The sequence below is a fragment of the Saccharopolyspora pogona genome (assembly GCF_014697215.1).
GTDB classification, from domain to species: Bacteria; Actinomycetota; Actinomycetes; order Mycobacteriales; family Pseudonocardiaceae; genus Saccharopolyspora; species Saccharopolyspora hattusasensis.
Window position 1 is genome coordinate 185,224 of sequence record NZ_CP031142.1, and the last position, 22,861, is coordinate 208,084.

Annotated in this window: 1 protein-coding gene; it reads left to right on the forward strand. The window is 65.6% G+C overall.

What is annotated here, in order from left to right; all coding sequences use genetic code 11:
- Positions 1–161 precede the first annotated feature (161 nt).
- Positions 162–22,763 carry a hypothetical protein gene (locus DL519_RS00425; protein ID WP_223840460.1) on the forward strand — a complete coding sequence of 7,534 codons (22,602 nt, stop codon included), beginning with the start codon at positions 162–164 and terminating at the stop codon, positions 22,761–22,763.
- Positions 22,764–22,861 lie beyond the last annotated feature (98 nt).

Sequence of the window (22,861 nt, forward strand, 5' to 3'; positions counted from 1 at the left end):
GTTCTCGTTGTGAGAGGCGTGTTGTGGTTCGGGTGCCGGGCGGCTGAGGTCGCCCGGCTATCGGGTTTTTGTGCGTCACCGCGGCGGTGGATCCAAGGGCTGATTCCCGTATACATCGTTGCTGCCTTGTGTTGTGGCGGCGTTGGGGTTGGGTGGTGGTGATGTTTTCGTCGATCATGGTGCCGGAGGGGGTGAGGCGGCTTTTTCAGGTGTTGACGGGTGAGGATATGACGGATGCGGATGAGGGTGGGTTGTTCGCGGTGGCGGATGCGTTGGAGTCGGGTGCGGTGGGGGTGGGGGAGGTAGGGCCGTTTTTGGCGGAATTGGTGGCGAAGGTGCGGACGGAGTTTTCGGGGAAGGCGGCGGACCGGTTCGCGGGGGGTTTGGAGATTTTCGATGGGTTGCTGGCCTCGGGTGAGGGGGCGTTGCGGGAGTTGGCGGTGTTCGTGCGGGATCTGGCGCGGCAGGTGCGGTATTTGAAGTTGGTGACGATTTATGGTTTGGAGTTGTTGTTGTTTGAGATGGCGTGGGCGGTGTATTGGGCGGGGGCGACCGGTGGCGCGTCGATGGCGTGGCTGGCGGCGCGGATGGCGGTGATGCGGTTTTTGTTGTCGCGGTGGTGGGGCCAGTTGTTCATGCGGTTGGCGATGGCGGCGGCCGGTGGTGTGGCGTTCAACGTGGTACCGGATCTGCAGGCCCAGTTGCAGATGCTGGGTGAGAAGTCGGCTGAGAAGTGGGACGGGAAGCTCACCGAGCAGGCGGCGGGAATGGGAGCGTTCTCGGCGTTGGTGTCGCTGCCGTTGTCGGCGGTAGGCGGTCTGGTCAGCAACGCGTTGACGAAGGTGCTGGTGAAGGGGCTGGGCGATGGGGTGGACGAGAAGATTCTGGAGGCGGCGGCAAAGAAAGCGGTGGCCGAGCACGCGGAGAAGTATCCGGTGTCGGCGATGGCGAAGTTTGCGGATGTGGTGGGGGAGCATCTGGATGTGTATGCGGGGATGTCGGTGCGGGGTATGTGGGCGGCGCGGTTCGGCAGCGGGATCGGGGAGGCGTTGTCCGAGGGCTTGGGCGAGTTGTTCGGGGAGGTGGGGTATCTGGCGGCCACGGGCCAGGAAGTGACCTGGAACCCGTTCTCGGTGACAGCGGGCTTCTTCGAGTCGGTGTTCAGCGGTGTGGGCAATCTGGCGGGTTTGGCGTGGCGGGGCAAGCTGCACCCGGAAGGCCCGAGCCCGTACCTCGACGACACCGGCCGGGGGGAGGGCACCACCACCGATGGTGGCGGGTTCGACGAGGAGAAGACCCCGCTGCTGGGGATAGGGTCCGGGTCGCAGACAGGGAACACCCCTGGCTCTCCGGGCAAGGACAACACGTCCGATTCCTCCGATTCCTCCGATTCCTCCGATTCCTCCGATTCCTCCGATTCCTCCGATTCCTCCGATTCCTCCGATTCCTCCGATTCCTCGGATTCCTCGGATTCCTCGGATTCCTCGGATTCCTCGGATGTGTCTGGTGTGGACTCTGTTTTCTCGGTATCGGATACCGGGTCGGTGGATTCGGTTGCGGTGCCGGTGTCCTCTGGTGATGACCTGGTGGTGTCCGGTTCCCCTCCGGTGTCTGCCGTTGTTGTGGGCGGCACGGACGGTAAGAGGGGCGCCGATGACAGTGTGCCGGGCGAGAAGCCGGCTCGTGGTGTTCCGGAGGTGCCCGGTTCCAGGCAGGACCGGCCGGGGACGCCGCTGCCGGTGTATTCCGATGGGGTAGTGGGTTCCGGGCAGGACCGGCCGGTGACGCCGCTGCCGGTGTATTCCGATGGGGTAGTGGGTTCCGGGCAGGAACGATCGGTGACGCCGCTGCCGGTGTATTCCGATGGGGTAGTGGGTTCCGGGCAGGAACGGCCGGGGACGCCGCCGCCGGCGTACCGTCCGGTTGCCGGTGGCGATCCGGTGCCCGGAGTGCATGGTGTGGATGTGCCCGGGAACCGGCCGCTGGAGGTGCTTACCTCGCAGACCCCGGACTCACCGGCGGTGACCCCACATGCTTCTGGTGTGCCAGCGGATACCGCGCTTCCGGAGACTGGCAGGTCCGGGTCTGTCGTGGACTCCGACAGTGGTGTTGTGCCCGCGGGGCAGCCGACGTCGCCGAATGGGATGCCCGGCCACGATGCGAATTCCCATGTGGACTCGGTTGCGGCGCATGGGGATTCGCATCGCGTGGATGGCGCTGCGGTGTCGCCGGATTCGGCGACACCGTCGGCGGAGGGGTCGCAGCCGGTGCCGTATCTACGGCAGGATCCGGCGGCGGCCTTGCCTGCGGGCTTGCCGGTGGACACGGTGCGGGTGCCGGTGCCCGCGAATGTGGTCGCTGGTGGCGGGTTGGCGGAGTTCGTGCGGGGCGGTGTCGCGGATTCCACGGGCGGTCCTGTGCTGCTGGTGTCCCCAGGCAATTCGACTGCGGGTGTGGTGGTATCGCCTGGTCAGGGTTCGGCCCTGGCGCAGGGTATGGGGCGGAATGTTGTCGCGATGACACCGGGACAGGGCGGGCGCACACCGCAGTGGACGGTATTCGGTGCGGATGGATCGGCTAGGCCGCTGGGCGGGCCCGGTGCTGCGGTGCCGGCCGGCGGGCGTGGGGGCGTGGCCGATCTGGCGGACGCCTCAACTGCTGTTCCGGACTCCGGTCAGCAGACAGTGGCCCCGGACGAGACACCGGCCGCGCAGACGACATCTGCCCAGGCGAGGTCGGTGACCGGGGACGTACAGCCCGCGGTGACCACCACACACGATGTCGGGGCGGGCACGATGCGGGATTCCGGTGGGATACCGGTGGGGCAGTGGTCACCGTCGGATTTGCGCCGCGAGATCGACCGGGCGAAGAAGCTGGACTTGTCCCGCGAGGAAAAGGACGCGGTGGGGCTGATTGTGCGGCACACGCATGACATCGCGGGGTTGGCTCGTGGGGATGCTGCCGTGTCGCTGGAGGATGTGGTGGTGCTGGTCGCGGCCAAGCGTCACGAACTCGGCGGTGATCAGCGTGATCAGGTGGTGGAGTTTTCCCGGGCGTTGGCGGAGTGGCTGGACACGGAGGGCGGTAGCGGGCTGGCTATCCGGGCCGGGGCGGGGCCGGAGGATCAGGCAGCGGGATGGTCAGAGAGGTCTGCCACCTCTGCCGTTGGCAACGAACCCGGCGAGGCCGGATCAGCACTGCTGTCCGATGTGGATTCCTCCCCGGTGGCGTTCGGTGAGCTGAAGCCGTTGAGGGGGGCGGTGGATGCGTGGGGGTCTGAGCTGGATGGCGGGGAGGGGCGGCTGCCGGATGTGGTGGATGGCCGGAGTGTGGTGCTGGGCGAGGGGGAGTTGGCGGGGGTTTCTGCGGAGGGGCGCGCGGCGCTGGACGCTTTCCAGGCAGCGACGGGAGTGGCCGCGCGGCCGAGGCTGGCCGACGTTGTTGATGGTCACAATGTGGTGGCGTTCCTGGAGATGCTGGACTGGTGGGGCGTTCTAGACCGTGCGGTGGTGGTGAAGAAGCGGGAAACGACGTGGAGAACCGCCGCGTGGTCGCCGGATCTGAACGGTCGGGAGTTGGTCGAGAAGGGCACCGACGTCTGGTATGTGATGGGTGAGAACGCGCCAGGGCAAAGGCCGGATGGCGCCACACGGCCGGAGGGCTTGCGGGGCCCGCTGACCCAGGGGCCGCCGGATCGGTTGTGGGAGGTGCCGGCGGATCTGGATCCGGACGAGGAATTTCCCCCGGGTACCCGGCTGGAGTACAGCGGTGAGTCGGTCGAGTTCTTCGTGCATGTGGTGGATCCGGCTGAGGTCAGGGTGGAGTATGGGTCGGCGGAGCAGGGGCTGTGGCTTCGTGGCCGTGAGGCCGAATGGGAGGGGTTGTTCGCGGTCTTGGAGAAGGAGGGGCCTGCGGGGTTGATGAGTAGGGTCAACCCGGGGGTGCGCCGGGACCAGTATCTGGCTCAGGCGTTGGGGGTGGACGAAACCACGGCGTGGGTGTGGCGGATGTGGTCCCACCTGCCCGAAGGGTGGCATGCCGAGGCGCTGCGCCGGGCGATCACCGGGTCCGTGGTCAGCAAATACGGCGGGCGAGAAGCGGTCAAGACACTGGTGGAGACACTGGTGCCGGCCGGTGAGCTGCACCAGGCGCGGTTGGGCGCTCTGGGTGAGCTCATGATGACCCTGGCCGATCGCCGCCGTCTGCTGGGGGCGTGGGGCGAGGCAATGCGTGCCACCCCCAGCGCGGCTGACTACCGCCGCGAGCTGCAACAAAGGGTGAGGGGACTCGGTGGCCTGGACCAGGTGGTGCGCGCCGCGAGCAAGCCCGACATCCAGGTGGAAGTGACCGATCTCGCCGGTCCGGCACCGCAGAGTGCCGGTGAGCTAGGCAGGCGGCCCAGTCCGCGGGAGCTGAGCGTGCTGCACGAGCTGGTGCATGCCCTGGACGGTCGTGAGTTTGACTACCTCACGCGCTTCTTCGGCGAGGACTGGCGGGTCGCCGAGGTGGTCGGCGTTGATGAGGAAGACGTGCGCGGGTGGCGTCGTGGCCGTCCCGGCGATCGTGCGGTGGTGCGTGGGATCGTGCTGGACACGATTGACGCGGCGTTCGGCGGGCCGGAAAGGGCGGTCGCGCTGGCTAACCGATTGCGGGAGCTGGGCGCCCTGCGGGGCCCGCAGGCGCTCCAAGAGCTGCTGGGGGGGAAATCTGACGCCGCGCAGAAAGTTTTCGGTTTGCCGACCATGCAGGATTGGGGGGCGTTGACTCTGGGCGACGTGGTGGACTACGTCGCCGGGGATGCTGTTTCCGCCGAAGTCCCGGATGGGGAATTGGTGAGCCGTCTCGGCCCGGCCCGAGCGGCCGCGCTGACCGGAGTTGACGATTCCACGGTTCAGGAGTGGCTGGACGGCGATAGCCAGCCCGACGCGTTCGAACGGCAGGAGATGCGCGCGGCTGCTCGGCTCTCGGGCTCGGAGCTGGTGCGCTACCTCGGCCCGGGCCGAGCACTCGAGGTGACCGACACCGGCGCGTCTTCTGTATACGAGCGGGATGTATACGAGCGGGACGTATGGGAGTGGCTGGCGGGCATCGAGCCCGAAGCGGAGGACGCTGGGAGGCTGCGCCAGGGTGTTCTGGGGGCTATCACCGACGGGGTCATGCAGGGGCCGCAGCCGGTGAGGCGGTTGGTGTGGAGCGAGAACGGGATACGGGAGGCTGAGCGCCGTCTCGCGTGGGCCGATGCCACGGAGGGAGACACGTTCCCGTCCGCCGCACCGGAACAGTGGAGAAGGGTGAGGGACTCAGTTCCGTCTCTGCGGCCCGAATCGCGAGAGGTCCTCGATGGACTCGGGGCGTCGTTGAGGGCTTCGGTCCACTACATCGTTGTTCAGGTCCTGCTCGGCAATGAGCATGCGAAGGCCATGGTACGGCGTTCGGGCATCGTCATTCCCGCCCCGGGTGCTGAGGCGGTCACGGGGTTGCTGGAGCAGGTCGCCGACCGCCTCCGCGAAGCGAGAGGCATGCTGGACTCTGGTGTGTTGCGGCGGGTGGTGGGAGGTGCGGCGAGTGAGCAGTTCCAGAACGCTACGGGGGGTGTCGTCCCGCGGCTTCGGCTGACTCCTGGCCCCGATGCCGTGCGTAAGTTCATGCGGCAGACGGCGGGGAACGACGTTCATTTCCTTGTGCTGAGAATACCGTCGGCGACCTCCCAGGATGCCCCGCGGGCCGTGTATGTGAATGGCAACGACGCGAGTGCGTTCCTGACCTCTGGTGGCTTTTTTGAAGACGGGCAGGCGCACTATTTCCTGGACACGGTCCAGGGTGATGGCAGAAGAATCGACCCCGGGTCGAGGTTGCCGCCGGGCGTGATGGCGGACGCGGGCGCCGACTTGGCCTGGTGGACTCAGCATGGCGGACTACACGCCCCCGCAGGCGACGGCGATGGTTCCGCAGCGCTTGTGTCGCGGGGGGAGGGTTCGCAGCCCACGGCCGCCGACATCGCGACGATTCTGGGTGGGCCGGTGCAGGTCGCATGGCTGGACGGCCGGTTGCCGTCAGTGGCGGAGTTGCTTGGTTTACCGGAGTCCGAGCGGCTGGACCGTAACCTGGCCGGGATTGCGGAGCTGGCCGAGTTGGCGGGCAGCATGGAACAGCATCGGAAAACGATGCTACCGGGATCCGATCGGGACGGTACGTACGCGCTCAACGTCGAACGCGCGAAACGCATGGTACGACAGGGAGCCTGGACCTCAACGGATCTGCAGACCGTCGTAGACATGTTGCCTGGGATGCGGGAGACCGAGGAGATCTGGCGCGACCTGGCGTCCCGGCAAGGAGAAGCGTCCGGCGAGGGGGTGCGAGACACCTCCGCTGATTCCGCCGGTGGTGTACGGCGTCGTCTGGCCTGGCCTGGTGTGGGGGCGGACGACACCGAGAGCGTCTTCGACGAGACGGAGCGGGCAAAGTTGCTGGATCGGCTTCGTCGCTTGAGCGGGGACACGGAGCCGTCTGGAGACCCGACGCCTGTCGCGGAGTCTGCTGTGGACGGTGGTGGTGCTGTCTGGTCGGGCGGCGACGTTGTTTCGCAGGACGATGTCGCTGGCGGTGTGACGGACGGGCAGCGGGCCGACGGTGACGCCGTCGAGCGGACGGCTGCCCAGGCGAGGTCGGTGACCGGGGAGGTACAGCCCGCAGTGACCGCACCCGGTGTCGGGGCGGGCACGGTGCGGGATACCGGTGGGATACCGGTGGGGCAGTGGTCGCAGTCGGATCTGGTCCGCGAGATCGCCTGGGCGAAGTCGCTGGGCTTGTCCAGCAGGGAAAAGGAGGTGGCGGGGCAGATTGTGCGGCTCGCGCATGATGTCCAGGGGTTGGCTCGTGCGGATGCTGTCGTGTCGCTGGAGGATGTGGTGGCGCTGGTCGCGGCCAGGCACCGCGACCTCGGCGATGATCACCAGGACCGGGTGGTGGAGTTTTCCCGGGAGCTGGCCGACAGGCTGGGTACGCGGGGCAGCGGGCTGAGAATCCGGGCCGGAGCCGGGCCGAAGGATCAGGCGGGGCGCTCAGGGGAGTCTGTGGCGAGTTGGAGTTCGGGCCAAAGCGGTGGGCCTTCACAGTCACATGCTGCGGTGCCGGTGGATGAAGCTGCGGGTGGTGCCGGGCGCAAGACGGAGCGAGAGGAGCGGGCTGAGCTGATTGAGGAAGGGCGGGTGAGGCTGGAGGAGCTGGAGGCTGAGAAGGCGGAGTTGCAGAGGCAGGCGTGGGATCCGGTTCGGCAGGCGAAGTTGGAGGCGCTGCAGGAGCGTATCGCGACGGTGCAGGCGGAGTTGGAAACGCTTAAGAACCGTGAGGCGGCGTTGCGGGACTGGGATGAGCGGTACGAGCGGGCTGCGGCGGAGTTGGATGAGTGGACCGGGATCGCTGGTCTTGATGCTGTGGACCGGTTGGTGGCTGATGCGGACGGGATTTTGGGGCCGCTGAAGGTGTCCGTGCGGTTCCGGAATCTGCTGGCGCAGTGGTTGGGTGAGCATCCGGGTGACTGGCGCGGTGCTCAGGCGGTGCGAGTGGAACTGGCCGGCTATCTGGCGGGTGACCCTGGCGTTGGCGTGGCGGTGAGTGGTTTGCGTCGCGACGAACTCGAGAAGGTGAGAGCGGAAGAGGCGGGTTGGCAGGCAGTTCGTGCTGGGAATCAGGCGGCCGTTGCTGTCCCGATGGTGCGTGGGGTCGATGATGATCCAGGGCTGCGCGTTATTTCTGAGGTTAGTTCGGTGAAGCGAGCGTTCGCGGATGCTGGTCGGGTGTTGCGGCAGTTGGACGATGAACAAGATCAAGGTGTCGTGGACGGTTTGTACGCTGCCGCTGATGAGGTTTTGGGGTCTCTCAAGGAGTCGCAGCCCTTCCGGGATGTGATGGCGCACGAGTTGATGACGAACCCGCGGGATGATCAGCATTTGCAGGAGTTGCGGTGGAAACTGGTCCGTTACCTGGCTGGTGATCTGGGTGGCGGTGCGGACTCGAGTACTGGCGGCGACTTGCTTTCCGCCACGGTGACCCCGTTGCCTGGGAACAAGTCCTCTGAAGCGCAGCAGATGTATCGGCGGCGCGTGGCGGTTGGCAAGGCGCTTAGTGGTTTGCCGGACGATGCTGCTGTCGACCGGGTGCTGCGAAACGAGGCGCGTGAGGACGCGCTTCGCAGCGATTACAACATCACCTCTTTGGGGGCTCGGTTCAAGAGAGCTAAGAATTGGGGTGCCAAAGTTTTTGATGAAGTCAAGACGCAGCTGAGCTCCGATTTGAACGCTGCGGTGGGGTCTCTGCGGCAGATTTTGGAGAAGGCGGAGGCAAACGCTGACCTGCGGAACGAATATGAAGCCAAGATCGCGAAGTGGTCGGATCTAAATGGGTTGCAGGTCAAAACGATCCGTCGCCGGATAGAGAAAGTAGAGGTAGCTGCCGCTGCTGTTTCGGTGTTGCGGGATCAGAGCCGAAATGACCCGATATGGTTGGTCTGGGATGAGCGGTACGAGCGGGCCGAGGCGCAGTTGGATGAGTGGGCCGGGATTGCGGGTCGTGATGCTGTGGCCCGGTTGTTGGCTGATGCGGAGGTGGTTTTGGGGCCGCTGAGCGTGTCGGGGCGGTTCCGGTTTGTGCTGGCGCAGTGGTTGGGTGAGCATCCGGGTGACTGGCGCGGTGCTCAGGCGGTGCGAGTGGAACTGGCCGGCTATCTGGTCGGTGACCCTGGCATTGGCGTGGCGGTGAGTGGTTTGACTCGCGACGAACTCGAGAAGGTGAGAGCGGAAGAGGCGGGTTGGCAGGCAGTTCGTGCTGGGAATCAGGCGGCCGTTGCTGTCCCGATGGTGCGTGGGGTCGATGATGATCCAGGGCTGCGCGTTATTTCTGAGGTTAGTTCGGTGAAGCGAGCGTTCGCGGATGCTGGTCGGGTGTTGCGGCAGTTGGCCGATGAACAAGATCAAGGTGTCGTGGACGGTTTGTACGCTGCCGCTGATGAGGTTTTGGGGTCTCTCAAGGAGTCGCAGCCCTTCCGGGATGTGATGGCGCACGAGTTGATGACGAACCCGCGGGATGATCAGCATTTGCAGGAGTTGCGGTGGAAACTGGTCCGTTACCTGGCTGGTGATCTGGGTGGCGGTGCGGACTCGAGTACTGGCGGCGACTTGCTTTCCGCCACGGTGACCCCGTTGCCTGGGAACAAGTCCTCTGAAGCACAGCAGAAGCTAGTACGGCGCGTGGCGGTTGGCAAGGCGCTTAGTGGTTTGCCTGACGATGCTGCTGTCGAACGGGTGCTGCAGAACGCGGCGCATGAGGACGCTCTTCGCGGGGATTACGTCGCCTCCGCTTTGGGAGCTCGGTTCGCCAGATCTAAGGCTTGGGGTAACAAAGTTATTGTTGAGGTCAGGGACCAGCTGATCTCCGATTTGCAAGCTACGGTGGGGTCTCTGCGGCAGATTTTGGAGGATGCGGAGGCAGAAACTGACCTGCGGAACGAATATGAAGCCGAGATCAAGAAGTGGTTGTCTATTCATTCGCAGACACGACTCAAAGAGATTCGCAGACGGGCGGCGGAAGCTGTCGCTGCTGTTCAGGAATTGCGGGAGCAGCGCCGGAATAATGCGGTACGGGAATTGCGGGAGATTTTCGAGACAGCATACGGCGGGTTCGCGCGGCTGCAAGTTCTGCACGGTCGAGATCATGTGGTGGTCCGCGATTTCGGTCGCCGCTTCGGGGGAATGCAGGATGATCGATTGCGGGATGCGGTCGCGCATCGGCTGTTGACGAATGGCGGTCAGATAGGGGATGCGCAGGCGTTCCTGCAGCGACTGCATGGTCTGATGCTCGCGGCGATGGTCGTGAGTGCGGGCGCGGGGCCGGCCCCGGGTAGGGACATGCTGTCGCAGTCCACTGACGATCCGGGGTCGGAGACCGTTGAGGACATGCTGTCGCAGTCCACTGAGGATGTGTCGAGTGATGCGGAGACCGATGACACCAATGACACCAATGACACCGAGAGCGTCTTCGACGAGGCGGAACGGGCAGAGCTGCTGGATCGGCTTGATCGTTTGAGGGGAGACACGGAGCCGTCGGAGTCGTACCGTTCCGGTGGATCGCGGGAGTTTGGTGGTCGTGGTGCGCGGTCTGATGAGGAGCTCTTGGCTGGCGACGCCTTGGAGTCGTCGTCGGATTCGGAGGTGTCGGATTCTTGGTCTGCTTCGGGTGATTTGGGCGGCAGTGTGTCGTCGTTGGAGTCGTCGGTGGCGGATGTGCGTGGGGAGATCGATCGGGCGAGGGAGGTGGGCTGGTCCAGGGATGATGAGTTGGCGGCGCGGCGGATTGTGCAGGGCACGCATGACATCCGGCGGTTGGCTCGTGGGGATGCTGCCGTGTCGCTGGAGGATGTGGTGGCGCTGGTCACGGCCAAACACGACGAGCTCGGCGATGATCACCAGGACCAGGTTGTGGAGTTCTCCCAGGCACTGGCCGAAAGCCTGGGTACGCAGGGCAGCGGACTGACCATCCACGCCGGAGCCGGGGGGCAGACGTTGGATGAGCGGGTTGCGGCGTTGGAGGCGTCGCTGGAGCAGCTCATCGCTCGGAAGGCTCGGAAGGCTCGGAAGGCTCAGAAGGCACGGGATTCGCGGGTTGTGCGGTTGCGGGGGGCGCTGGAGCAGCTTCAGGCTCGGCAGGCGGCGTTGGGGGCGTTGCAGGCTTGGAAGTGGGTTCTGCAGGCGGAGTGGGATGCGTTGTCGGAGACGCAGGCAGGTATGAGGAAGGAGTGGGAGGAGCTGCCGGGGCGTATCGCGGCGGTGCAGGAGGAGTTGGCTGCTCAGGAGAGGCAGGTTGTGGAATCGTCCGCTGCCGGGAGCATGCCGGGGGCTACGCCGGCTTCGGTTGTTGAGTTGGCGGGGTTGGTCGGGCGTGTGGAGGAGCGTTTGGCGGCGTTGCCGGCGGATTTCCGTCCGGATGTGCGTGCTCAGGTCGCGGAGTTGAGGAATGTGGTGGAGCAGGAAGGGTGGACTCCGGAGGAGCTGCGGCAGATCGGGTCGAAGCTGGAGGTGCTGCGGGCTGCGGTCGAGGAGTATTTGCGGAATTTTCGGTCAGAGCAGATTCCGGCGGGGAATACGGCGGTTGTGAAGCCGGCTGTGGTTGTTGAGTTGGCGGGGTTGGTCGGGCGTGTGGAGGAGCGTTTGGCGGCGTTGCCGGCGGATTTCCGTCCGGATGTGCGTGCTCAGGTCGCGGAGTTGAGGAATGTGGTGGAGCAGGAAGGGTGGACTCCGGAGGAGCTGCGGCAGATCGGGTCGAAGCTGGAGGTGCTGCGGGCTGCGGTCGAGGAGTATTTGCGGAATTTTCGGTCAGAGCAGATTCCGGCGGGGAATACGGCGGTTGTGAAGCCGCCTGTGGTTGTTGAGTTGGCGGGGTTGGTCGCGCGAATGGCGGAGCAATTGGCGGCGTTGCCAGTGGATTTCCGTCCGGATGTGCGTGCTCAAGTCGCGGTTGCGAGGGCGGCGGTGCAGCAGGAAGGGTGGACCCCGCAGCAGCTGCAGCGGATCGGGTCGAAGTTGCGGGGGATGCGGGACGTCGTGCAGTGGTTGCGTGTGGAGCCGGTGATGTTCTTGGCGGGTGATCGTGAGGTGGTTGAGCAGGTACTGCGGCTGGCGCGGGGTTTGCGGGGTGTGCAGGTGGTGGGTGTGCATGTGAGCCCGGATGGGTGGGCGGTGTTGCCGGATGGCCGATCGGAAACGCCGGAGGAGTTCGCTGCGCGGGTGCGAGCGGACAAGCGTTTTGTGCCAAGTTTGCCTGTGGCGTTTTTGGGTTGTGGTGCGTTGCGGCGGCCGGTGGAGGGTGGGGCCTCGTTTGCGGATCGGTTCGCGGACGCGTTGGGCGCGGAGAAGATATGGGGGACTGATACCGACGTGTGGCAGACCGACGATGCTGCGATTCACGCTACGGAAACGGTTGTGACGTCGGATGGTCGTGTGTTGCCGAAGTTTGTCAATGGCGAGGGAACTGGCCGTTGGTTCCTCCGTTCTCGCGGCGGCGGGGTGGTCGGGCACGGTTCGGAGTTGCGGGCGGGAGTCAACCGCTCGGCTGTGCCGCGTTATGCGGAAGGAGCACACCCAGCCCCGGTGATCAAGTGGACGGGCACATCACGAGGCCGGACCAACAGGTCTGCGGAACAGAAGGCCAAGCGCGCAGCAGAAGAGAAGGCGAGGCGGGCTCGCGAGAAGGAGAAGCGGGCTGAGCTGGCTGCGGATGCGCGGAAGCGGCTAGCGGAGCTTATGGCTCAGCAGGCGGAGTTGAAGGTGTTGCAGGAGCGGGAGTGGGATGCGGATCGGCGGGCGGAGTTGGCGGCGTTGGCGGAGCGTATCGCGGCGGCGAAGGCGGAGCTGGACACGATAGCGAACGACGCGGCGAAAAAGAGGACAAATGATGCAGCAAGGCAGAGGAAGATGGTGGCTCGTAACAAGGAGAAGGGGGCGCAGTTGAATGCGCGGTTGGGGGAGCTTATGGCTCAGCAGGCGGACTTGAAGGTGTTGCAGGAGCGGGAGTGGGATCCGGATCGGCGGGCGGAGTTGGCGGCGTTGCAGGTGGAGCTGGACACGATGGCGAACGACGCGGCGGACAGGAAGGCGATGCATGCAGCAGTAGAGGCGGCGAGGCGGGCTCGTAAGAAGGAGAAGGGGGCGCAGGTGAATACGCAGTTGAATGCGCAGTTGCGGGAGCTTATGGCTCAGCAGGCGAAGTTGGTGGTGTTGCCGGTCCTGGATGCGGATCGGCAGGAGGAGTTGGCTGCGTTGCCGGGGCGTATCGCGGCGGTGCAGGCGGAGCTGGCCACGATGGCGAACGACGCGGCGGACAGGAGGGCGATGCATGCAGAAGCAGAGAAGGAGAGGCGAGCTCGTAAGAAGGAGGTGCGGAGGCAGGTGAATGCGTGGTTGGGGGAGCTCGGACTTCTGGAGGAGCATTTGGCGGCGTTGCCGGCGGATTTCCGTCCGGATGTGCGTGCTCAGGTCGCGGTTGCGAGGGCGGCGGTGGAGCAGGAAGGGTGGACTCCGGAGGAGCTGCGGCAGATCGGGTCGAAGCTGGGGGTGCTGCGGGCGGCGGTCGAGGAGTATTTGCGGAATGTTCAGTCACCAGAGGAGATTCCGGCGGGGATTACGGCGGTTGTGAAGCCGGCTGTGGTTGTTGAGTTGGAGGGGTTGGTCGTGCGAATGGCGGAGCATTTGGCGGCGTTGCCGGCGGGTTTCCGTCCGAAGGTGCGTGCTCAGGTCGCGCTTGCGAGGGCGGCGGTGCAGCAGGAAGGGTGGACCCCGCAGCAGCTGCAGCGGATCCGGTCGAGGTTGCGGGGTATGCGGGTGGTCGAGCAGCGGTTGCGGGACGCGTCGGAGTTGGTGTCTGGTGGGGGAGGTTCTTTGTCTGCTGGTGGATTTCCTGCCGTGAGCTTGCCGGAGGCTGCATCGGCTGAGGTTGCGAAGCCGGCTGTGGTTGTTGAGTCGGGGATTGTGATGTCGTCGGATTTGGGCGAGGATGTTCGTGATGTCGCGCGTGTTTTGCCGGTTGAGGATGGCGTGTTGGCGGTGGTGGTGGAAGGTGATGGGCGCGGTGGAGTGCTTATCGGCGGCGAGAGTGCGGATGCCCGGCAGTTGGCTGGTTTAATTCGGGGGAGAGTGCGCGGGAAGAGGTCGATCCGGCTGTATGCCGGTGAGGTCTCGGAGGAGTTCGCGCAGGTGTTGGATAGGGCGTTGGGTGTTGAGGTGATCTGGACGCCGGACAATGTGTTCGGTTTTGAGGACAATGGGTTTGCGTCTGCGGATTCCGGTTGGTACTTGGATGATCTCCTCATGATGCGTCCGGAATTCAACGGCACCTGGAATACGACCCGGAGGGACGATTCGCCACCGGAACAGCCCCCCTCTGACGTTCCCTTGCCGCCGGCTGTGTCGGCGCCTGTGTCTGAGCAGGTGCTGGCTTCGGGAGTAGTCGAGATTCCGGCGGGGATTATGATGTCGCCGTCCGATTTGGGCGAGGACCTCAGTGCTGTGGCGCGTGGTTTGCCGGTTGAGGATGGCGTGTTGGCGGTGGTGGTGAAAGGTGATGGGCGCGGTGGAGTGCTTATCGGTGGCGAGAGTGCGAATGCCTCGCAGCTGGCTATCTTAATTCGAAGGAGGGTGTACGGGAACAGGGCGATCCGGTTGTATGCCTGTGGGGTTTCGGAGGGGTTCGCGCAGGCGCTGGATGGGGCGTCGGATGTTGAGGTGATCTGGACGCGAGACATTGTGTGGTTCGGTCCGGAGACCAATGGGTTTGCCTCCATGGTTTCCGGCTGGTATTTGGACGAGGTCTTCATGTTGCGTCCTGACTTTTCGCAGGGCACTTGGGAGACGACTCGCAGGGGTGAGCGGTCATCAGGGCAGAGCCCTTCTGATGTTTCGTTGCCGCCGGGGCTGTCTGGGCTGAGTCCTGACTGGGTGCACCTGCGTGCGGAGACGGCGCGGTTTCGTGCGGGGCCGTCGCCGGATCTGGGATGGCTGCGGGAATCCGAGCAGGCCGCGAAGGTGGCCCGGGTGCGTAGGGAGATCGCGGCGGCTGATGAGAAGCTCACCCAGGTTTACAGCATGGTGGATGTGCCCGTGCTGGAGGCGCCGGCGACCACTGTGACGGCGGTTGATTCCGCTGACACCGATGCGTTGCTCAAGGTGGCGAGGGATGAGACCACCTCGGCTGATGTGAGTGTTGGGCGTGCTCAGCGGCAAGCTGAGCAGTTGTCGGTGGTGGAGGGAGATCTGGGGGCGGTCAGGCAGCGGCAGGACGAGGTGCGTGCCGAGCTCGCCGCGGCCGGGGAGGATCTGGTTCAGAAACAGGCGGTTTTGAGGGGGGCCCGCGAGGGGGTGCGGCTTCTGCGGAACCAGGATGAGGGCCAGGGTCCTGTGCGGGATGCGTTGCGTGCTCAGCGTGCTGACGCGGCGGCGCGGGTGGAGTCCGCTGCCGTTGAGCTCGCCGCTGTGCGGGAGCGGATTGATCAGCTGGTGGTGGCGGATCGGGAAGTGGGTGAACGTATCGCCGAGGCGGTTGCCCGGGTGGACAACGTCCGTGAGGTCGTCAAGGAGGCGGCGAAGACGGCGGCGAAGGCCGTGGTCCAGGCTCGTGTCGCGGCAGATCGTGCTGATGTGACGGTCCGGCAGGTTGATCTGCCGTCTTACGCGGCCGGTGGTGCGATGGGCAGCGGGAAGATCTGGAAGCCCGGCAGTGTTGATCCCGAGGACGTTCTTGCCGCCCTGCCGGACGGTTTGCGGGAGCCTGTCCGAGCGGCGATCGAGGAGTTGTTCTCCGAGGCCAAGGTCGCGAAAACACTGCGGCGTCTTGCCGATGAAGGTATTCGGATCGAGGTCGACTCCCGCGAGTTGCATCTGAAGTTCGAACGCACCGCGGCGACGCCGGTGCATCTGCCGAAGGGCGAGGGATTCACCGAGTGGGGCATTCGTTCCGCCGACGCGAGCCGGACTGTCGGGCAGGAAAGGGGCCCGCAGTACGGTATGCCCGCTGTCATGCCCAACATGCTGGGTGCGGCGACTAAAGGCGCGGCTCGCAGCTTGTTGTTCAACCCCTCGGTGCGGCCGTCGTTGGGGACCAGCGAGCAGCGTAATCTTGTTTCGACGACCGAGTTTTCCCGTGGGATCAACAGCCGGCCTGCTGAGCGGCATAGTGTCCAGGTTCCGGAGCGGCATTTCGTCGTCGATGGTCGTTTCGTGATCGATGTGCGGGGGGGAGAGGACCCGCCGCGGACGTACCAGAGCGACGTGATCACCGATGTGGCATTGATCCGCTACTACGGGGAGGACGTGCCACCGGCCACCATCAACCCGGGCCCGGGTGGGCCGGTGCTGCCTCTTCCCGCTTCGGCGCTGCATGAGGTGTTCGTGGTGCCGCAAGCCGCTGCGGTGCGGCGGATCCGTCAGCGGGTCCTTGCTGGGTTGCCGCTGTCGGAGGTGGGTGTCGAAGTCCGTGATTCGGTGTCGCGTGAGTTGAGTGAAGACTCCGTGATCGTGAAGTTCGGGGAGATCACCGGTGGTGGTTACCGGTCGAGTCCGTTGCGGTTGCCGGGTGTGAAGCTGAACACGTTGTCGCTGGAGGTGTCTGCGGAGTTGCGGTCGGTGCGGCGGGTCGACGGCCGCGTTGTCCCCGACGTGAACCTGCGGCAGATCGCCGGTGGCGACACGAAGTTCGATACCAGCGTGGCACGGTCTGCGAGTATCGAAGGTTCGGCGAGTGTGGGTCCTGGTTTGGCTGCCGAGCTCAACGAGGATCGACGTGGTCTCGGCGCGTACACGATGATCACACCGTTCACGGTGTCCGGTGCGGCGGAATCGGGGGAGACGCTGACGCAGCTGGTGGGCACCAGTGCTGGGAAGAAGACCGTCGCCAGCATCGAGGGTGATGCCGTCCTGGTGGAGGCGACGCTGGATGTGCGGGTTGCGCGGTATTCCACGGATCCGGCGCTGGAAGGTTCGGATACCGTGGGGGAGAAGGTGTTCCTGTGGATGCCGGTGGAGGAATTCGCCCGGCTTGAGGAGATTTCCGCGGCACACTCCGCCCTGCACAGCGCTGAGGAGCACAACGCGCCGCATGAAAGCCCGGCGGTCCCCGAGGGGTTGCGGCAGCGCCAGAACTTCCGTGACCTGGTGGATCGTGTGCGTCCGGGCATCACCCGGACGCTGGTGGAAGCCAAGGACGGGGAACGGGACGCCCGGCTGGAAAACGACAGCGCCGAGCAACTCGCACTGTCGATCTTGGCTGATTACGGTAAGCGTCCGGAGATCACGATTCCCGCGGGCGGGCGTCGGCAGCCCGACATGCTGGCGGCCGGTAAGAGCACCGGTGGCGGTGTGGTGGACCGGGCGCCGGGAATCGAGCGGGTGCTTCCGGAAGTGCGCCGGCTGCTGCGTGAGTCGGTGGGTGAGGAGCTGACGTCGCTGAGCCATGACGTGCGGTCGGTCGTTGAGACGCAGTTGTCCTCGGCTTTCGGTGCGCCGGGGTTGTTCGGGGAGTTCAGTGGGGAGCTGCGTGGTGCCTCCGGGACGATCCAGGTCGGTGGCCGGCTGGTGACGATCGAGGTCAGGCCGCAACTGGGTGCTCTGGTGGGGACCGGCAGGGTCGAGAAGGCCAACGTGGATGCCACCGCTAAGAACACGATCCGTGGCGAGAGTAAGGCGAAAGCGGGTACGAAGCATCGGCTCGGCTTCGAGTCGGGTGCCACGATCGGCACCAAACGTAAGGATTTCTGGCGCACCCTGGGTTTCCTCGCCGGCGTGTCAGCCCAGTTCTCGCACAGCTACAGCAGCACCGTCGGGCAGAGTCACAAGGTCCACCGGCGCGCGAGGTTCGTGGGGCCCGCGGTCACCTTCGATCGGCTGGTGACCTGGTCGATCTCCGTTTCGACGAAGCCCGTCACCCCGGAGACCGAACAGCCGGAGTCACAGACCGGGCCGGGGTCGCAGACCGAGCCGGAGTCGCAGACCGGGCAGCCGGGGTCGCAGACCGGGCAGCCGGGGTCGTGGTATCGCAGACTCGGCTTGTTCGGTGGGCGGGCGAACCGGTCTGATGCGGCGAACAACAGCGACATCGAGCTGAACATACTGTCCAGCAATTTCCTGACAGCCGACAGTAACCCGGACAGTGTCGAAAACCCGGACAGTGTCGAAAGTTCTGATGGTGCCTCGACGTCCAGCGGCGCCACGACGACCGGCCGTGGCACGGTCGGTGGCTGGGCGCGTGTGCTGGTTCCGGAGCCACTGGCACCCACCACCCCGCAAGGTGATCTGAAGGATCTCGGTACGGTCATCAGAGACTTCGACTACGACAACCAGGACGACAACCCGTTCCAGGTGAACGTCGAGTTCCTCATGCCGCAGGGCGTGGCCACGCCGTCCACGGTCTTGAGTGAGGCCATCGAAGGCCCGCTGCACAAACGTGCGGGTGCGAAAGAACAGGACGTGACAACGGCCGGTGAGGGTGAGGATTCGCTGGATGCGAACTTCGACCAGCTGGTGGCCCCGGGTGGGGTGCCGATCGCGGGGGGCCGGGTGCGGCTGCGGCTGTTCGATGCCCAGCCGGTGGGTACCGCTGCGAGCAAGCTGAATCTGGAAGTGGGCACCGAGGGTGGGCTGAAGCTGGACGGTCAGGAGATGAGAGGCAGAGGCTGGGAGGGGCGTATCCGCGGCTCCGCGTGGATGCTGTTCGGGAGCAAATCCAGCCGGGCCTACGTGGCCCCGTCGTTGACCGGCCGGGGCAAGTTCAGCCAGGAGGAAGGAACCACCTACGGTCGTGGCACCGCACGCCGGCGGATCGGCAGGACGAACGGACCTGCCCACCTTTACCGGGCGCATGGCGTGTTCGAGATCACCCGCTACGGGGAGTCCGACGCGGCCGAGACAACCGAGAAGGTCGCGGTCAACGGTGGTGTGGAGTTCCTGCTCTCGGACGCCGTCGCACAGCGAATGCACACCAACCCGGCCCGGGAACCGGCAGCGGAGGGACAGCCACCGCGGACCCGGCACCTCGACCTGCCCGCCGGGGTGGAGCCGAAACCGAAACCGGTGACCGAGGTGCGTTATCCCCCGGAGTTCGTACTTTCCGGTGCTGCGCTCGGCCCGACCATCGTCACCGAGATCTCCAACGCACACGAGGTCGCCCCGCTGATCAAAAGCATGATTTCCGAGCATGCTCCCGGTTTCGGTACGGGCCGCTGGCTGGAGGTACCGACCGGGATCGCCGGGTCGGTGGACAAACTGGCGTCGGCGACCGCGGTGGCCGCCCGGTTCGGCCAGGCAGCGACTTCCGGGACGCCGTTGCTGGCCGCCCGGCCGTATCTGGGCGGCACCGAGACGATCGAGTTCGTCGTCCGCGCACGGTACGCGCCGGACGCTCAGGCCACACCGGACAAGGAGATCAAGTCCGACACGTCGTTCCTGAACATCGAGAAACGAGCGCACACCGTATCCCGGTCGCGGGCCGGCGAGGGCAATGTGGCCGTGCTCGTGGCCGGCAAGATGGGTGGCAAAACACGCCGGGCGGGCGCGCACCCGGAGGTGAGCTACGGCAAGGAATGGTTGCGTAGCCAGCGCGACACCGAAAGCGATACGTTCAGATCACGGGTCCTCGGGACCGACGCGGTCTCCTACTCCTACACCTGGCCGACCTGGTTCCAGGTCGAGATGTACCGGACGTGGACCCCGAACGCGTTACTGAACAACCTGCTGCTGACCGCGCCGAAACGGGGCATCGAAATGTGGTCGGAGATGCAGGACGACACCCGGACCCCGCAACAACGGCAGTTCACCAGCGATGGCACCGCCCTGTACACCATGCCCGGGGGCCTGACCACGACCACGCCGCCGGTACCACGCCCGGTGCGCATCGGCGGCCGGCTCGTGCCCGCAGGAGACGGCCAGAAACTGGGGCCGCTGCCGCGGGATCTGCGTGGCGTGGACGTGATCCCGCTGACACTGCCCGGAAGCGAGCGGCTGTTCCCCTGGCTGGCCGCGGTGCTGGCGCATCCCGCACCCCAACCGGCCGATGACGCCGACCCGGAGAGTGCGGAACTGTCGATGCACGCGCCCGCCGGCAACGGCTGGGTCCGCCCGGCCACCCTGCCGGCGCACATGCTGTGGCAGCTCGGCGGGGAAGAAGGCTTGACCGCGATGATGCCGGACCTGCTGGAGGCCCCGGTGCTCTTCCCCGCCATGGTCGAGACCGGCATGGTCTGGGACGACGAGCACGGTCTCGCGGTGCGCCTGCGGTTCGCCGAGGTCGAATACGTCAACTCCTTCACCGCGACCGGCGAGCTGACCCAGGAACAGAAAACCGAGCAGGAGCTCACCCAATCGGAAATCGGCAAGAGCAGCGCGGCGTTGCCCGGGCTGGCCACGATGGATGCCGGCGGTCCCGGGGCCAACAGCGATAAGCACGGCAAGCTCAGCGGCGACATGCTCCTTCCCGGCGAGACCAGCACACTCGACCCCTCAGGCGGGATGTCGGGCAACTGGTCGAACCCGCGCGCCCAGATCTCCGCCCGCGGCACTACCCGGGAGGTCACCACCGAGAAGAAAGGCACCTACCACGTCTACCGGGCCGGAAAAGCGATCTACACGCTCACCGACCGGACCGAGCATCGCTTCCTCTTTTCAGCCCTGCCAGGAAAACTGTCCGAAATCGAAGTGACCATCGACAACGGCGGGTACTTCGCTGTCGAGTCCACACAGGCGGCGGCGAAAAACCTGCCCGGACCACCACCCGAGCCGCTCACACCGCCCAGCGGACCGCACCCGGCACCGGCCGCACTACCGGACGTGTGGACACCCAACGCCGAGGACCACAACGCAGCCGCGCTGCTACCCAAGATCCGTGGCCACCTGGTGATCGGGCTGACCGCATCCGGCGGCAACCTCACCGTGCCCGAACTCGCCACCCGAATCGAGCAACTACCAGGCTGGGCCAGGCGGCCCATCGTGCTGATCGGATCTGACGGATCTTTCGACCTCTCCGACGCCGCCCAGCTACGCGACACCCTCGGAGTCGACGTGATCACAGCCGATCAGGAGGTCTGGCATGCCGCCGACGGCCGAGTCGTCACCGGCGATCTGTCATTCGTTCGCGGCGGATTACCGACCTGGAGCGAACGGGCCGAAGCGATGCTCAGCGGCGAGGGCCGGTCCGCGACGGCCGGACACTGGCACCTGCTGTCGGCCGCGGGAGGCACCCGGCAGCTCCCGAGCGCGGATCTTGTCTCAGCACTGGCGAGTTCCGGCACATCGGCACAAACCGGAACCGCACCAGGATCCGACTTCCGCTGGGGTGCACGCACCGCACCCGTGAGCCTTCCGATCCACGGGGCGACCGACACCGCCGAATACACCGGATGGACCCGCTCGCCGCACCACGCCGCCGCTGCCCCGGAAGGCAGAAAACCGCTGCTGGTGCTCGGGCACGACGACACGGTCATCCCCAATACCGACGTCACCACACTCCGCAGCACCGGCGCGGACGTGCTGGCACGGGTCAACCGAGGCCGGGGCCCGAAGTGGATGCTGCACCGGGCGGACGGAAGCCGCCCGAGACCGGTCGACCCCCCCACCGAAATGACCCACACACCACGACCGAAACCACTGCTGTTCCCAGGCCCCGGCGACTCCGCCGAGACAATCCAGCAGGCTGCGCAGTCGGCACCCGACCTGCCCGGCACCCAGATCGTCGGCGTGCACGTCACCCCCAAGGGGTGGGCGGTACTGCCGGATGGCCGCCACGTGACACCCGAAGCCTTCGCCGACGAGGTACGAAAAGACCAGCACTTCGTCCCAGGACTACCAGTCGCGCTGCTGGGATGCACCGCCCACCGCCGACCAGAGCCAGGCGAACTCACATTCGCGGAACGGCTCGCCCGCGCGCTAGGCACACGAGTATGGACAACAAGAAGCGACGTCGTTCAAACCACAGACCGGCTCGTTCACGCCACCAAGGTCAAGGTCGCCCAGGACGGCACGCTGCTACCGACGTTCGAAAACGGACAGGGCACCGGACACTGGTACCTACTGGGCTCCCAAGGCCAACAACTGTGGAGGTCGGGACCGGAATTACGTGCCGCAGTGGCACTGGACGGCTCAGCGCCACCACGCTACGTCGACGAAGCGCCGCCCGCAGTGATCAGGTGGACGGGGAGGAAGAGCAAGCGCCCGTACGTGAAGACTGCGGAACAGAAGGCAAGGTACGAGGCGACAGCGAGACAACGTTATCAGGAGGATTCCAGCCTTAGGGAGGAGAAGGCTAGGAAACGGCGGGAAAGAAATGCGCGCCTGAGGAGACCACGGCCCGAGCCGACTGCGGAACAGAAGGCAAAGACTGCGGCAAATAAACGACGTTATCAGGAGAATCCCAGCGTTAGGGAGAAGCAGGCTCAGGGGCGGCGGGAAAGAAATGCGCTCCTGAGCGAGAGGGATGAGCTGGTTGCGGAGGGTGAGGTGTTGCTGGGGGACGCTCAGGCTCGGCTGGCGAAGTTGCCGGTGTGGGACGGGGCTCGGCAGGCGGTGCTTGGGCATATTGAAGCTCTGGAGGGCGTGTTGGACGACCTGCGGAAGGAGACGAGTTCGCAAATCCGCAGAGATGAAATGGACGCTCGGACGATCGAGCAGGACTCGGGATCGTCTGATCAGGCTTCTGCCGGTGAGCCTGCTGCTGCGAGCGTGCCGGATGCAGCACAGATGACGGAGAGTGAGGCCCGCGAGAAGGAGGAGCCGGATGAGCAGGCGCGGGCGTCGCTGGCGGACTGGGTTGCGCAGGTGCGGGCGTCGCTGGAGGAGATCAGGTCTCGCCAGGATTGGTTTGCGTTCCAGGAATGGGATTTTCTTCTGCAGTCGGAGCAGGCGTTGCCCACGCTTGATGAGGCTATGCGGGACGAGCGGGAGGAGTTGCAACGGCAGTCAGACAAGATTACGGAGGACGTGATTGTTGAGTTGAAGAGGTTGGTCGGGCATTTGGATGGGCATTTGGCGGCGTTGCCGGCGGATTTCCGCCCGAATGTGCGTGACCAGGTCGCTGTTGCGAGGGCGGCGGCGGAGCAGGGGAGCTGGCCCCTGGATCAGGTGGACAAGATCGCGTCGAGGCTGGAGGCGATGCTGGCAGTCGAGCAGTCTTTGCGGAATGACCGACTGAGCTTGGCGCGGGACGGCGACTCCAGGCGAGCTCCGGATGACGAGTGAAGCATGGCGGCAGCGCGGCCCAGCGCCCAGCCGGAGACACGGCCCCGGACGCAATGGATCGAAACCCCTGAACTCGATTCCGATTTTGATGGCTAGCG

Excerpts from the sequence above, each read along its gene's own strand:
- DL519_RS00425 (WP_223840460.1), top strand. The coding sequence starts at position 162 with ATGTTTTCGTCGATCATGGTGCCGGAGGGGGTGAGGCGGCTTTTTCAG.